The 15,498-nt window shown below is 57.3% G+C and carries 6 protein-coding genes and 2 rRNA genes (1 of these 8 running past the window's edge); 3 read left to right on the top strand and 5 right to left on the bottom strand.

Annotated elements, in window-relative coordinates; all coding sequences use genetic code 11:
• The first annotated feature begins 5 nt into the window (after positions 1–5).
• From AO353_RS06025 to AO353_RS06035, 3 genes are all read left to right on the top strand, one after another.
• Positions 6–1,064, top strand: a complete 1,059-nt coding sequence (locus AO353_RS06025) for an isopenicillin N synthase family dioxygenase (RefSeq protein WP_054594135.1) — start codon at positions 6–8, stop codon at positions 1,062–1,064.
• Positions 1,065–1,106: 42 nt separating this feature from the next.
• Positions 1,107–1,907: an ABC transporter substrate-binding protein gene (locus tag AO353_RS06030; RefSeq protein ID WP_054594136.1), complete on the top strand. Its 801-nt coding sequence runs from the start codon at positions 1,107–1,109 to the stop codon at positions 1,905–1,907.
• A 99-nt stretch (positions 1,908–2,006) separates the two neighbouring features.
• Positions 2,007–3,545, top strand: coding sequence for an amino acid ABC transporter permease/ATP-binding protein (locus AO353_RS06035; protein ID WP_054594137.1), 1,539 nt, complete (start codon positions 2,007–2,009; stop codon positions 3,543–3,545).
• A gap of 65 nt (positions 3,546–3,610) precedes the next feature.
• Here the strand turns inward: AO353_RS06035 and recD are convergent, their stop codons facing one another.
• The 5 genes from recD to AO353_RS06060 all read right to left on the bottom strand — a co-directional run.
• Positions 3,611–5,698: an exodeoxyribonuclease V subunit alpha gene (gene recD / locus AO353_RS06040; RefSeq protein ID WP_054594138.1), complete on the bottom strand. Its 2,088-nt coding sequence runs from the start codon at positions 5,696–5,698 to the stop codon at positions 3,611–3,613.
• Entirely contained in the window at positions 5,695–9,384 is a 3,690-nt protein-coding gene (recB, locus tag AO353_RS06045) for an exodeoxyribonuclease V subunit beta (RefSeq protein WP_054594139.1), read from the bottom strand. The genes recD and recB overlap by 4 nt, the downstream gene beginning before the upstream one ends.
• Entirely contained in the window at positions 9,381–12,833 is a 3,453-nt protein-coding gene (gene recC, locus AO353_RS06050; protein ID WP_054594140.1) for an exodeoxyribonuclease V subunit gamma, read from the bottom strand. Before recC ends, recB begins: the two co-directional genes overlap by 4 nt.
• A 154-nt stretch (positions 12,834–12,987) precedes the next feature.
• Positions 12,988–13,103: ribosomal RNA gene (gene rrf, locus AO353_RS06055) — 5S ribosomal RNA — on the bottom strand.
• A gap of 160 nt (positions 13,104–13,263) precedes the next feature.
• Positions 13,264–15,498, bottom strand: a 23S ribosomal RNA gene (locus AO353_RS06060) (it continues 657 nt past the right edge of the window).

Below are 15,498 nucleotides of genomic sequence, written 5' to 3' on the forward strand. Positions count from 1 at the left end.
GCAACATGTCCGAGCAGATCAATAACACTACGCCCCAAGCGAACTTCAAGAGCATTCCGGTGGTGGATATCGCCGGTCTGTTCAGCATCGAACGGGAACATCGGCTGGTCGTCGCAGAGCAGCTCGGGGTGGCTGCCAGTGACGTCGGCTTTCTCTATATCACCAGCCATGGCATCGATCCGCAGTTAATCACCAACTTGCGCCAGGCAGCCAAGGACTATTTCGATCAGTCCCTGGAAACCAAGATGCAGCACTACATCGGCACCTCGAAGACTCACAAGGGCTTTGTCCCGGAAGGTGAAGAGGTTTATGCCAAGGGCAAACCGGATCATAAGGAAGCCTTCGACATCGGCTTCGAAGTCCCGGAAAACGATCCGCTGGTGCTGGCTAACACGCCGCTGCTCGGGCCGAATGAATGGCCGTCACTGCCAGGTTTCAAGGAAGCCGTGCAGGCCTACTACGCCGCGATCTTCGCCCTCGGTCGACGGCTGTTCGGGGGCTTCGCCCTGGCATTGGGCCTGGAGGAGGACTATTTCGACAGCATGGTCACCCGGCCGCCCTCGAAGCTGCGGCTGATCCACTACCCGTTCGACGGCACGGCTCAGGATGCGCCCGGGATTGGTGCACATACCGACTACGAGTGCTTCACCATTTTGCTGGCAGACAAACCCGGGCTGGAGGTGATGAACAATCTTGGCCAGTGGATCGACGCACCGCCTATTCCAGGGGCGTTCGTGGTGAACATCGGCGACATGCTCGAAGTCATGACCGCAGGTGCATTCGTTGCGACAGCTCACCGTGTCCGCAGTGTCAGCGAAGAGCGCTACTCCTTCCCGCTGTTCTATGCCTGCGACTTCCATACCCAGATCAAACCCCTGCCGGGCTTCGCCAAGACCGGGCAAGAGTATGAGCAGATCGCCATTGGTGAACACATGTACGGCCAGGCGCTGCAGACTTACCAATACCTGCGCAAGCGGGTGGAAAACGGAGAAATAACGTTGCCGGAGAAGGCGCGTAAGCCTTCGAGCTTCGGGCACCTGAAAAATCAGACGCAACCGTCCTGATCATTGCTGTCGGCCACTACTTTCTAATCGGAGTCACCGAAAATGCTTTACAAAAACAACCGTGCTGCCCGTTTGTCCCTGCTCGCCGCCAGCCTGTTTTGTGCAACTGCCAGCATGGCTTCCGCCGCCACACCGGGTCAGTTGAAAATCGGCATGGAAATCACCTATCCGCCGTTCGAATCCTATGACAGCCAGAAGAATATCGTCGGCTCCGATCCGGAACTGGCTCAAGCCCTGGCCAAGCAGATGCAAGCCAAGGCGGAGTTCGTCGATACCAAGTTCCCCAATCTGATTTCCGGCCTGAACTCCGGGCACTACGACGCGATCATCTCCGGCATGTACATCACGCCAGAGCGTCAGACTCAAGCGATGACCATAGGCTACGCGGTGACGGGCGCGGCAATCATGGCACCGAAAGACAGCGGTCTGAATGCGCAAACCCCGGAGGACCTCTGCGGCCTGAAAGTCGGGCTGGAACAAGGCACCACCTGGGTCGCTCAATTGAAGAAACTCTCGACCGACTATTGCGTGCCGAACAACAAGGGCGCCATCACTGTCAGCGAGTTCCCGTCGGCACCGGAAGTGACCCAGGCCCTGCTGTCGAAAAATATCCAGGCCCAAATGGAAATCGCCGGCGCAGCGAAGATGATCGCCGAACACACCAACGGTCGTGTGGTGGTCACCTCCCAGCATCTGGTCTATCCGCAAACCCTCGGCATCTTCGTCAAGAAAGGCAACGAGGAGACCTATCAGGCGCTGCTCAAGGCGTTTGATGGTGCGAAAAAAAGCGGTGACTACGCAGCTATCCTGAAGAAGTACAACCTGGAAGAAGCGTCCAACTAAGGCGACGCCCCTTCGCGGGCCAGCACGCGCCTACAAAAGTACCGCTCCCAGCGCGGGAGCGGCTTACCCGCGAAGATTTCAATGCGGTTCGAGGTACTTATGCAATTCGATTGGACGTACTTTTTCTCCCTGTTCGCTGACTCCGCCTTCTGGCAAGCCTGCGTCACCGTAATCGAACTCAGTGCCCTGGCCTGGTTCATCGGCATGCTTCTTGGTTTTCTACTGGCCTCGGCCAAACTGTCGACTTCGGTCTGGCTCAGACTTCCGGCGACCGCTTATATCTGGTTCTTCCGCAGCATTCCGCTGCTGGTGCTGGTGGTCTTCGTCTACAACCTGCCGCAGTTATTCCCGATGACCGGCTCGGTCCTGTCCAACCCCTTCTACTCCGGGTTGTTCGCGCTGGTGATCACCGAAGCGGCGTATATGGCAGAGATCCATCGCGGTGGCCTGATATCGGTCGCCAAGGGTCAGAAAGAGGCCGGGCGCGCGCTGGGTATCGGCTTCCTGGGCTTGCAGCGTTTGATCGTGATTCCTCAGGCTTTTCGCATTTCCCTGCCGACCTTGATCAACGAATACATCACGGTGGTGAAACTGACGTCGCTGATCTCGGTGATTTCCCTGACCGAACTGCTGACCGTCGGCCAGCGCCTGTACGCGCAGAACTTCCTGGTCATGGAAACCCTCGGCGCAGTAGCGGTGTATTACGTGTTTATCGTCAGCGTGTTCGGCTGGTTTTTGCAGCGACTGGAACACCATCTGGATCTGAACCAACGCAAGCCGCAAACCCTAGACGAAACCGCCGTAAGCCGACTCAAGGCCCAATCCCAACCGCTGACCAGCACTGCCGGCCTCCCAGTCAATCGCGGTGCGGTACCAGTCCTACAGCTGGAGAAGATCCACAAGCGCTATGGCAATCACGAAGTGCTCAAGGGCATCGACCTGACTGTCGGCAGTGGTCAGGTGATTTCAATCATCGGCCCGTCAGGCTCAGGTAAAACGTCGTTGATTCGCACCATCAATGGACTGGAAAGTATTGATCAAGGCGAGATCATGCTATTTGGCGAAAGCTTCATCGGTTCCAACGACACCCCCAACAGCGCGAAGGTTCGTAGTGGCGTGCGGCATATCGGGATGGTATTCCAGAACTTCAACCTGTTTCCCCATCGCTGCATTCTCGACAACATCACTCTGGCGCCGCGCTTTCACGGCAGCGCAAAACCCTTGAGTGAACAACGCGCCTATGCGTTGTTGGACAAGGTCGGACTGCTGGCTCACGCGCACAAGTATCCGCATCAGCTTTCCGGCGGTCAGCAACAACGGGTAGCGATTGCCCGGGCATTGGCCATGGAGCCGAAGATCATGCTGTTCGACGAACCGACTTCGGCCCTCGATCCGGAACTGGTGGGCGATGTATTGAATGTGATCCGCGATTTGGCCAAAGAAGGCATGACCATGCTGATCGTGACCCACGAGATGGACTTCGCGATGTCGATTTCCGATCGGGTGATTTTCATGGAAAACGGGAATGTTCAGCTGGATGCCAGCCCGTATGCCATACGCAACAAGCAGACCGGCGAACGTGTTCGACGCTTCATGGGCCTGACCGCCCAGACCGAAATGCTGCTGGCAGCGGAGTAGACCTCGGAGCGGGCCGGGTCTTGGTGGCGATAGGTCAAGTCCTCTCGCCACCACACTGCACCTGCTCACCCCAATTCCAGCATCAACCCGCTCAAGCGCTTGACCTTGCGTCGTACGGCTTCTTCAAAAATCCCGGTACGTGGTTCGATCAGGCTGAACCAGTTCTTGGCGCGAGTGATTCCGGTGTAGATCAGCTCTTTGGTCAGCACCGGGTTCAGCGCATCGGGCAGGATCAACGCCGTGTGGGCGAATTCGGAGCCTTGGGATTTGTGCACGGTCATGGCGTAGACGGTTTCCACGTCATTGAGTCGGCTGGGCAAAACAAACCTCACACCTCCCTGACCATCGTTACGCGCAAAAGCGACACGTAGCACCTGGCGTCCGCCCTCCTGGCCATCGCGCTCAGGCAATTTCAGGGCGATACCGATGTCGCCGTTCATCAAGCCCAGGCCATAATCGTTGCGCGTCATCAGTACCGGACGCCCTTCGTACCATTGCTGGTCACTGTCGATCAGCCGCGCCTTGAGCAACGCGCCGGTAATCCGCTGATTCAGCCCCTCGACACCCCACGGTCCCTTGCGCACGGCACACAGCAACTGGAACGCATCAAAGGCTTGCAAGACATTGCGTGCCCACTCGATCCAGCAAGGATCGTCGGGAAGTGAGTTGATGGACGGACGCTGGTTGCGCAAGAGACTCAGGTAATGCCGATAACCCTGCGGACCTTCGCCATGGCCTTCGAGCAATAGACGCTCCAGCGCCCTGTCCTGCTCGCCCTTGAGGGGCAGCGAAAAAAGATCGGCATGACTGCGGGCAGCCAGCAGCTTGCGGGCCTCATCGGCCTGCTGCTGATTGACCCAGCGCGCCAGTTGACCAATGCCGCTGCCTTCGCCAAAGCGCCGCGAATGACGCAGCATCACGACCTGCTGGGCCAGCGGGTGAGTGGCGTCGATGTCTTCCTGCAAACCGCTGGAACCAAGATTTTCACCACTGACGGCCTCCAGCCAGTCGCGGGTCTGCGGGCTGTACCAACCGGCCTCGGCATCGCGGCACAGATCACCGAGAACGGCGCCGGCCTCCACCGACGCCAACTGATCCTTGTCACCGAGCAAGACCAACCGGGCATGCGTCGGCAACGCATCAAGCAGATTGGCCATCATCTCCAGGTCGATCATCGAGGCTTCGTCGACCACCAGCACATCCAGCGGCAGGCGATTGCCGGCGTGATGGCGGAAATGCCGGGTTCCCGGCCGGCTGCCAAGCAGACGGTGGACCGTGGTCACGTCAGAGGGGATTTTGTCCCTGACGCTCTCGGCAACTTGCAGTGTGCGAACTTGCTGGCTGATGGACTCTGTCAGCCGCGCGGCGGCCTTGCCCGTGGGGGCGGCAAGTCGAATCCGCAGTGGCTTGCCCGCCTCCACGGCTGGCGCCTGGAGCAGGGCCAGCAAACGCACAACCGTGGTGGTTTTACCGGTTCCAGGCCCGCCCGTAACGATGCTGAATGCACCACGGGTGGCCAGGGCACAGGCGAGTTTCTGCCAATCGATCTGCGCACTGGAACTGGCCTGGCCAAACAGGCCACTCAGGCGTTCGGACAGGTCATCGGGTGTTGGTTCATGGACGATAAGTCGTTGGCGCAGCGCACTGTCGATGCGCCGTTCGTACGTCCAGTAACGGCGTAAATACAGTCGCTTGCCAGACAATACCAATGGGCGCTGCTGTGATTCATCACGCTCATCGACGGCCAGCGCCACAAGACTGCTGGATGCCAGGACCTTGCACCAGTGAGCGCCCTCCAATGCTTCAAGCAATTGCGATGGCAACAACAGGGTGCCGGTCTGCAGATCGCCCTCCGGCGGCAGGGATAGCGCGAAGTCCGGCTCCTTGAGCGTTTCGAACAGATCGAGGCACACATGCCCGTGCCCCAGTTGATGACTGGTCAAGGCTGCTGCCAGCAACACCAGTGGATCGCCATCGGGCGCCAGTTCGTGGAGGAAAGCAACAAAGGCTTTGTCCAGTGCCCGAAGCCAGCCACGCTCGACCCAGCGCTCGAGTAACAGCAACAGGTCATCGGCGCGACTCAGCGGTGTCAGTTGCGCAAGGCTCTCGGCCGTCAACGGTGTGGGTAACAAATCGGCAAAGGAACGGCTCATAGCAATATACCCTGCTCCCAGGCCGGTTCAGGCTTGGGTTCTGGTTTTCCCTGGAACAGCCGGTCCAGTCGTTCGATCAATTCCCGTGGCGGACGAGTGAAATACACGCCTTGGCCAGGTGCCCGGGTGCCGCGCAGGAACAGGTACAAGGCGCCGCCCATGTGCCGGTCATAGTCGTAATCGGCGAGTCGCGCCTTGAGCTGGCGATGCAGCGCCAGTAGATACAACACGTACTGCAGGTCATAGCGATGATCGAGCATCGACTGTTCCATTGCCTGCTCGGTATAGGCCGAATCGTCAGCACCGAGCCAGTTGGACTTGTAATCCGCAACGTAGTAACGCCCGGCGTGCTCGAACGTCAGGTCGATAAAGCCTTTGAACATGCCATTCAGCAGGACGGGCTCGGCAACGACACGAGAAGCGCCGGCATGGGTGTATTGGCGCACCAGTTCGTCGAGCTTCAACACATCGACTTTATGGCTGGCAAACCAGAATTCCATTTCGACCCGGTACTCGGTCAGTTGCTCGAACACCACGGGTGGTTGTTCGGTACCAATACGTAACGGCGCTTGCAACAAATGCTGCAGCCAGTCGCTCAGGGTGTTGATCCAGCCTTCCCAGCCGCGGCGGTTGCAGCGGCGTGCAATGGCGTTTTCGATGGATTTCGGGTCTGCGGCGAAACCTTCGTCACCCGCCCACTCCAATAATCCATGGAGAAAAGTCCCGGGATTCGGCCCGCGCGGGAAGCGGTGGATATCACCACCGCTCGCAAGCACTTCGCGTGGCGCATCGGGATCAAGTCGCTCGTCATCGAAAAGCTTTTGCGCTTGAGGGCTTTCCGGCGCTTCGTCGCTGCCAGCGCTCAGACTATCGCCAATGCGCAACGCACTGTAGGAGGCGATCCACCAGTTCTCGGCCGCCTTGCGCTTCGGTATCAGCGGTGCGAGCAACGTTGCCTCATTGCGTGGCGGGAGAAAACGTTCGGTTGTGGCTTCAGGCATCTCGCCATAGCTCAAAGCGCTGCAGTTTTGCTGCAAGTCTTCCAGCCAACGCTTCAGCGCCGTCGACTCGACCAGCTTTTCGCCGCCACCCAGCAGATAGCCCAATGCCGACAGGTGCAGCACCGAGCTGTTGTTATTGCCGCGCTTGAGGTCGGTGACTCCCAGCCAGCAAGCATGCTGGGCTCGGGTCAAGGCCACATAGAGCAGGCGCAAATCTTCAGCCAAGCGCTCATCGTCCGCCAGGGCAATCAACTCGGGGGTTGGGCTCAACGTTATCTGGGCTTGCCCGTTCGCGTCGTGGTAGTGCATCGGCAATCGACTGCCGTCCACCGGTTTTGCCGAACAAATGAACGGCAGAAAAACCAGCGGATACTCAAGGCCTTTGGATTTGTGGATGGTCACTACCTTGACCAGTTGCTCATCGCTTTCCAGACGCAGAATCTGCTCTTCGCCGGCCTGCCCGGACAACGCCAGATGCTCGGACAAATGACGAATCAGGGCTTGCTCGCCATCGAGCTCGGCGGCGGCTTGCTGCAACAGCTCCGAGAGGTGCAGCAGGTTGGTCAGTATCCGCTCGCCATCGCTTCGGGCAATCAAGGCCTGAGGCAGTTCGAAATCATGCAGCAACCGGCGCAGCATTGGCAGGATGCCCTGACTGCGCCAGATCACCCGATACTCACGAAACTGCATGACACGCTTCTCCCAGGCCAGCTCATCCTGGTTCAAACGCTCCAATTCTGTCAGCGACAGGTTCAAGGTGATGCTGGCCAGCGCTGCACGCAGTGGTCGCTCGACATCCGGCTCGGCGCAGGCCTTTAGCCAACTCAACAGGTCGTGAGCCTCCTGGGCCGCGAACACCGAGTCCTTGTCCGATAGATAAACACTGCGCACACCTCGCACGGACAATTCGTTGCGTACCGCCTGGGCCTCTTTACCATCGCGTACCAGAATCGCGATATCTGCCGGTAGCAACCCCTGTAGATCCTCTGCCCCCCGGACAAAACCCGCACGCCCCTGCTGGCCGCCATTGAGCAATGCAGTGATTTCACTGGCGCACGCTGCAGCCAGTTGCTGTCGGTACACAACACCGGACAACGGTTGCTCGCTGGACAGTTGCCAGATATTCAGCGCCGGTACGGCCTGACCGTTGATCTGCAAAGACTCTTTGCGGCCTTGCGATTCGACCGGCAGAAATGGAACCGGGTTTTCGCCGTTTTTCTCACGAAACAGAAACGCACCACGCCCCTGCTCACGGGCTTCTGCACGCTGGAACACATGGTTCACCGCATCGACCATCCCGTGACTGGAGCGGAAGTTGGTGCCCAGGGTATGCAAGCGACCACTCGTTGCCTGACGCGCGCGCAGGTAGGTATAGATATCGGCGCCACGGAAGGCATAGATCGCCTGTTTAGGGTCGCCGATCAGAAACAGCCCACATTCGGGGTTGTTGTCTTCAATACGATAGATACTTTCGAAGATCCAGTACTGGACCGGGTCGGTGTCCTGGAATTCGTCGATCAACGCGACGGGAAACTGCTCGCGGATCAACGTCGCCAGACGCTCCCCTCCTTCGGCTCGCAATGCAGCATCGAGCCTGAGCAGCATGTCGTCAAAACCCATTTCAGCACGACGACGCTTCTCTTCTTCAAAACGCGCCCCCACCCACTGTGCGGCATGTTTCAGGACTGCGGCATCCGGAGTCGGCAATGCATCGAGACTGGCTTTCAGGCCGGACATGGCGTCCAGGCCGGGGTGGCTTGGTGCCTGACCTTTCCAGGCCTCAGCCATGCCATCGGGTGTCAGACGATTGAAGCCGGTGCCAATATCCAGTTGTTCAAGGCCGTCATCCTCGGCCCAAGTACAGATTTTCTCGAACCAGGGCTCGAAGTAACGCGCTTGCATCTTGCGTCCGTCGACAGACTTGCTGGCGACGCCTTGCAGACAGATCTCTCGCAACTCCTGCGCCCATTGTCGCCAAGGCGCCTTGAGCTCCAGCAACGCATCACGTCGAGCTTGCAGGCACTCCGTGATCAGCTCGGCAGGTTCTTTTCCTTCAGCGCTATCACGCTCACTGGCGAACAACCCGCGCACTCGTGACAGCAAGGCGGCCGGGCCGCCCCAATGGCTGCGAACCCAGTTCAGCGCATCACCTTGCATCGGGTAGCAAAACAGTCGCCAGTAATCGCGCAGAACTTCACCGAGCAGATTGCTGTGATCAACTTCGAGGGTTTGAGTGAACAGACTGCCACTGTCGAACGCATGCTCACGCAGCATCCGTTGGCACCAACTGTGAATCGTCGAAACTGCTGCCTCATCCATCCACTGCGCGGCGATGTCCAAACGGTTCGCACAGCCGGACCACTGTTCGGGACTGAACTGCCCACGCAACTCGGCAATCAGGCTGTCAGGTGCTGGTGTTTCGTCGCGGAAAAACCGCGCTGCCTCGGCAAGACGTGTACGGATCCGCTCACGCAGCTCCTTGGTCGCGGCATCAGTAAAGGTCACCACGAGGATTTGCGGTGGCAGGAGTTCACGACCAAAACCGGCAGACTCGTCACCGTGCCCAAGCACCAACCGCAAGTAGAGCGCGGAAATGGTGAACGTCTTGCCGGTGCCGGCACTGGCTTCGATCAGTTGACTACCGCGAAGCGGGAAGGCTAATGCCAGAGGGACCTTCGCTGTCATGAGTGCGACTCCTCACTGGTCAATGAGCGCCAAGGGGCTTCGAGCAGCGGACGGTAGAGCGCGTCACACCAATCGACAAAGGTTTCGTCGGCAATCAGGGCGTTGTAATCGGCAAACTGGCGAGCCAGTGCAGGGCTTTCGCGGCGCTCGCCATCGGTGGTCTGACCGTCGCCCTCATAGGCCTTGCGAGCGGCAGCCTCGGCTTTGAGCGGATCAGTCTGGCCCAGCCAGGCGAAAGCCGTTTTTACCGCTACGGGCAATGGCTGGCGCATACCTGATTGCCAGGCCTGTAACAGATTGCCCAGGGTTTTCAGCGCGGCATCTTGCTCGATAGGGGCAAGCAGCAAGGTATCGTCACTGGCCACCAACCCCGTAGTCATCGACAAGCCGCTCGCGCAAGCCACCAGGTGATTAACCCAAGGACGAGTCAAACGATGCCACTTGCGGGTCTTGATCGAACCAATGCTGTTGGGGATCGTAGTGACAGCCAGCAACCCGCCATCGCTGCGTTGATGGAGACCGCTGAGCCAGCCTTCCAGGCTCACTCCCTGCAATTGGAGCGTCACCGGCAAAGCACTGTTTTGCGGTGTTGGCCACAATGCGAGCAACTGTTGATAACGTTGCAGCAGATCCGGTAGCGGCTCGATCAACTCACGTTGCAAGCACTCACCGAAACCGGCCATCGGCAGCAAGCCGCTGTCCTGCAACCTTTTGGCCTGTGCATGCAGAGCCTGTTCAGGTTGATCGGGGCTAGCCAGCGCAGCTTCAAGCAAGCTGTCGCTCAGACTGTAGCGTTGCAACGCATCGAGCACAAAGGGCTCTTCATCCGCCAAGGGCGCTTCAGCCGCTTCGAAAAACACCTTGAGACGCTGACTGAAAAAATGCCGCACGGGGTTGCGCAGAAAATCCTGTAGTTGACCAAGACTCAGCGGCTCTTCCTGAACATAGGCATCAAGCACCTCCAAGGCTGGAACGCAGTCATGCTGCTCATGCAACAGCTGCCATTCCCGGGCATAGCTGAACAGTTGATCGCCTTCATGGAAATAACGGGCACTGAAGGGTTGTAACGGATGCTCCTGGGTCATCGCATCGAGGAGTTCTTTACTGCCGTCGGTGTTTTTCCAGCCGTTAGCCAGATGGTCACGCAGCTGACCGATCAATACCGATGCGGGGCGCTCGCTATTGTCACGAATACTGCGCCCGACCCAACTGATGTAAAGCTGGTCCCGCGCCGAGAGCAAGGCTTCGAGCAATAGATAGCGATCATCCTCTCGCCGAGACCGATCACCGGGGCGGTAATCGCTGCCCATCAGATCGAAATCCAGTGGCGGTTGTGCACGCGGATAATCACCATCGTTCATACCCAGCAGGCAAACGAGCTTGAACGGGATTGCCCGCATCGGCATCAACGTACAGAAGTTTACTGCGCCGGCCAGGAAGCGCTGAGACAAACGCCCCTGATCGAGACCGGCCAACCAGGCTTCACGGACCACCGTCAGTGGCAATTCGTCCTGCAAACCAACCGATTCGCAAGTCTCCAGCCAGGTTTCGCGGAGTAACTCGAGTTGGGCCAGCAGATAGTCGTCATGCTCATTGCTGGCCAGGAAAAATAGCTGCATCAATGCTTGCAGACGCACACCCCATTGATCGGGCGATGCCGGTTGCGTGAGTTCCGCGTGAGCGATCTGCAAAGCATCGAGTAAAGCTACCAATGGGCCGATCAGTGCCGCATCCAGTCCGCCGATTTCATCATAAGGTTCGATGCCATCGCAGGAATGACCACTGCCAACGGCATACCCCAGAAGCATGCGACGCAAGCCAAAACGCCAGCTGTTTTGCTCAAGCTCATCAGGTAAACCAAGACCGGCGCGCTGTTCCGCGTTCATACCCCAGCGAACGCCCGCCCCTTCGATCCAGCGATGCAAGGTCGGCAGGTCACGCTCCTCTACGCCAAATCGGGCGCGCAATGCCGGAACGTCCAGCAAGTCGAGAATCTCGCTGACCGGGAAACGGCTGTCAGGCAGTTTGAGCAAATGCTCGACCGCAATCAGTAGCGGGTCACGACCACGCTGGCCCTGGTCGGTCAGCGTGAAAGGGATAAAGCGCCGATCTTCCCGCTCAAGTTGACCGAACACGGCGCGGATGTGTGGAGCGTAACTGTCGATGTCCGGAACCATCACGATCACATCGCGTGGGCGCAACTGCGGGTCTGCACTAAAGCGTGCGAGCAACTGATCGTGGAGTATCTCCACTTCACGCTGTGCGCTATGGGCAATGTGAAAACGGATCGACTCGTCCTGCTTCAGATCGACCGCAGGCCAGAGCAGGCGGGTTTCATTCAGCGGGCGTAACTCAAGGATGTCGTCCTGCAATTGATTGAGCATGTTCAACGGCTGGCTTTCGCTGAATAGATCGATACGTCCATCGCGAAAAGCTGATCGATAGCTGTTGGGATCGTCATAACTGTCGAGCAGGTTGATGTAGTCGCGCCCTTGCTTGCCCCAGGCTGCCAGCAGCGGGTGAGCATGTTGATGCAGGGTTTGTGGGTCAAGTACGACCGGCATGCCGGTCTTGCGCGCCTGTCGCTTGTACTGATGTCTTAAAAGGTCTTTATCGGCGACAATGTCTGCCCAGTGGTGACGACATGGGTTATGCACACAGAGCAGAACCTGGCTGAAGCGAGCTAATCCTGCGAGTGCTTCCAGGGCTTGAGCAGGTAGCGAAGAAATGCCAAAAACGATCACCCGTGAAGGTAGTCCCTTAGGTGCGGTGTCCAGCCCAGTGATTGTCTCTATGAAGCGTTGATGAACGCCTGCGCGACTTTGCGCCATGCCTTGCTCACCGACGTCCAGCAACAGCGCACGCCATAACTCAGCCTGCCAGCAGTTGGCCGGAGTGAGCGGCTTGCTCTCACCTCTACCGTTACGCAGTTGATGGCGACCCGCCGCCCAATCTTCCAGCCAGTCCGCCCGGTACACTTGATACTGGTCAAACAGATCAGCAAGCCGCTCAGCGAGCTGATAGCGTTTACGCAGGTCGGTATCGTGAGTCAGGAAGCGTTGCAACGGTTCGAAATGTGGTTGATCAATCAGCTCTGGCAACAGGCGCATCAATCGCCAGGTTAGAGGGGCCTTGTCCAGCAACGATTTCGCTGGAATTTCATCACGCCCGAGCACTGATCGATAAAGTTGCCACATAAAGCTGCCGGGTAACTGCACATCAATGGCCGCAGCGATGCCACAGCCGCCCATGTCGTCATCTTCAGGGTCTTCGGCCAATGCCAGCTTCAGCCATTGGGCAATACCATTGCTCTGCACCAGAGCGATTTCATTTTCCAGGGGCGCAAGCGGATAACGCCGCATCCAGCTGACCACCAGGCTACGCAGTTCGTCCAGGCGGTTGCCGTGAACCACCATAAAACCAGCACTGAGGAACGAGGCGTCCGCCATAAGGGCTTCCTTGGAGAAATGCAAAAGCTAGGGCCGAACCTTAGCATTGTCAGGTGACTGTGACAGCCGTGAGCCGTCCGATGTTGCTGTACGAACTTTCTCGCAGGCAAAACAAAACCCCAACTGCTTTCGCAATTGGGGTTTCGGAATTTAATCTTGACGATGACCTACTCTCACATGGGGAAACCCCACACTACCATCGGCGATGCATCGTTTCACTGCTGAGTTCGGGATGGGATCAGGTGGTTCCAATGCTCTATGGTCGTCAAGAAATTCGGGTACTGAGTCGTGACCTGCTGGTCTCGCTTCAGCAAATTGGGTATGTGATAGATCTCGGTGTTTGTGAGCAGCTCGAACTTTCGGTTCGTTTCGTCTTCACACACCGCAATCTGGCTCTTCTCTCGAAGCATGCAGATTGCTTGGGTGTTATATGGTCAAGCCTCACGGGCAATTAGTATTGGTTAGCTCAACGCCTCACAGCGCTTACACACCCAACCTATCAACGTCGTAGTCTTCGACGGCCCTTCAGGGGACTCAAGGTCCCAGTGAGATCTCATCTTGAGGCTAGTTTCCCGCTTAGATGCTTTCAGCGGTTATCTATTCCGAACATAGCTACCCGGCAATGCCACTGGCGTGACAACCGGAACACCAGAGGTTCGTCCACTCCGGTCCTCTCGTACTAGGAGCAGCCCCTCTCAAATCTCAAACGTCCACGGCAGATAGGGACCGAACTGTCTCACGACGTTCTAAACCCAGCTCGCGTACCACTTTAAATGGCGAACAGCCATACCCTTGGGACCGGCTTCAGCCCCAGGATGTGATGAGCCGACATCGAGGTGCCAAACACCGCCGTCGATATGAACTCTTGGGCGGTATCAGCCTGTTATCCCCGGAGTACCTTTTATCCGTTGAGCGATGGCCCTTCCATACAGAACCACCGGATCACTAAGACCTACTTTCGTACCTGCTCGACGTGTCTGTCTCGCAGTCAAGCGCGCTTTTGCCTTTATACTCTACGACCGATTTCCGACCGGTCTGAGCGCACCTTCGTACTCCTCCGTTACTCTTTAGGAGGAGACCGCCCCAGTCAAACTACCCACCATACACTGTCCTCGATCCGGATAACGGACCTGAGTTAGAACCTCAAAGTTGCCAGGGTGGTATTTCAAGGTTGGCTCCACGCGAACTGGCGTCCACGCTTCAAAGCCTCCCACCTATCCTACACAAGCAAATTCAAAGTCCAGTGCAAAGCTATAGTAAAGGTTCACGGGGTCTTTCCGTCTAGCCGCGGATACACTGCATCTTCACAGCGATTTCAATTTCACTGAGTCTCGGGTGGAGACAGCGCCGCCATCGTTACGCCATTCGTGCAGGTCGGAACTTACCCGACAAGGAATTTCGCTACCTTAGGACCGTTATAGTTACGGCCGCCGTTTACCGGGGCTTCGATCAAGAGCTTCGCGTTAGCTAACCCCATCAATTAACCTTCCGGCACCGGGCAGGCGTCACACCCTATACGTCCACTTTCGTGTTTGCAGAGTGCTGTGTTTTTAATAAACAGTCGCAGCGGCCTGGTATCTTCGACCGGCATGGGCTTACGGAGCAAGTCCTTCACCCTCACCGGCGCACCTTCTCCCGAAGTTACGGTGCCATTTTGCCTAGTTCCTTCACCCGAGTTCTCTCAAGCGCCTTGGTATTCTCTACCCAACCACCTGTGTCGGTTTGGGGTACGGTTCCTGGTTACCTGAAGCTTAGAAGCTTTTCTTGGAAGCATGGCATCAACCACTTCGTGTTCTAAAAGAACACTCGTCATCAGCTCTCGGCCTTAGAATCCCGGATTTACCTAAGATTCCAGCCTACCACCTTAAACTTGGACAACCAACGCCAAGCTGGCCTAGCCTTCTCCGTCCCTCCATCGCAATAACCAGAAGTACAGGAATATTAACCTGTTTTCCATCGACTACGCTTTTCAGCCTCGCCTTAGGGACCGACTAACCCTGCGTCGATTAACGTTGCGCAGGAAACCTTGGTCTTTCGGCGTGGGTGTTTTTCACACCCATTGTCGTTACTCATGTCAGCATTCGCACTTCTGATACCTCCAGCAAGCTTCTCAACTCACCTTCACAGGCTTACAGAACGCTCCTCTACCGCATCACCTAAGTGATACCCGTAGCTTCGGTGTATGGTTTGAGCCCCGTTACATCTTCCGCGCAGGCCGACTCGACTAGTGAGCTATTACGCTTTCTTTAAAGGGTGGCTGCTTCTAAGCCAACCTCCTAGCTGTCTAAGCCTTCCCACATCGTTTCCCACTTAACCATAACTTTGGGACCTTAGCTGACGGTCTGGGTTGTTTCCCTTTTCACGACGGACGTTAGCACCCGCCGTGTGTCTCCCATGCTCGGCACTTGTAGGTATTCGGAGTTTGCATCGGTTTGGTAAGTCGGGATGACCCCCTAGCCGAAACAGTGCTCTACCCCCTACAGTGATACATGAGGCGCTACCTAAATAGCTTTCGAGGAGAACCAGCTATCTCCGAGCTTGATTAGCCTTTCACTCCGATCCACAGGTCATCCGCTAACTTTTCAACGGTAGTCGGTTCGGTCCTCCAGTTAGTGTTACCCAACCTTCAACCTGCCCATGGATAGATCGCCCGGTTTCGGGTCTA

The sequence above is a fragment of the Pseudomonas fluorescens genome (assembly GCF_001307155.1).
Taxonomy (GTDB): Bacteria; Pseudomonadota; Gammaproteobacteria; order Pseudomonadales; family Pseudomonadaceae; genus Aquipseudomonas; species Aquipseudomonas helvetica.

Coding starts and splice junctions, on each gene's coding strand:
- AO353_RS06025 (WP_054594135.1), top strand. CDS start 6: ATGTCCGAGCAGATCAATAACACTACGCCCCAAGCGAACTTCAAGAGC.
- AO353_RS06030 (WP_054594136.1), top strand. CDS start 1,107: ATGCTTTACAAAAACAACCGTGCTGCCCGTTTGTCCCTGCTCGCCGCC.
- AO353_RS06035 (WP_054594137.1), top strand. CDS start 2,007: ATGCAATTCGATTGGACGTACTTTTTCTCCCTGTTCGCTGACTCCGCC.
- recD (WP_054594138.1), bottom strand. CDS start 5,698: ATGAGCCGTTCCTTTGCCGATTTGTTACCCACACCGTTGACGGCCGAG.
- recB (WP_054594139.1), bottom strand. CDS start 9,384: ATGACAGCGAAGGTCCCTCTGGCATTAGCCTTCCCGCTTCGCGGTAGT.
- recC (WP_054594140.1), bottom strand. CDS start 12,833: ATGGCGGACGCCTCGTTCCTCAGTGCTGGTTTTATGGTGGTTCACGGC.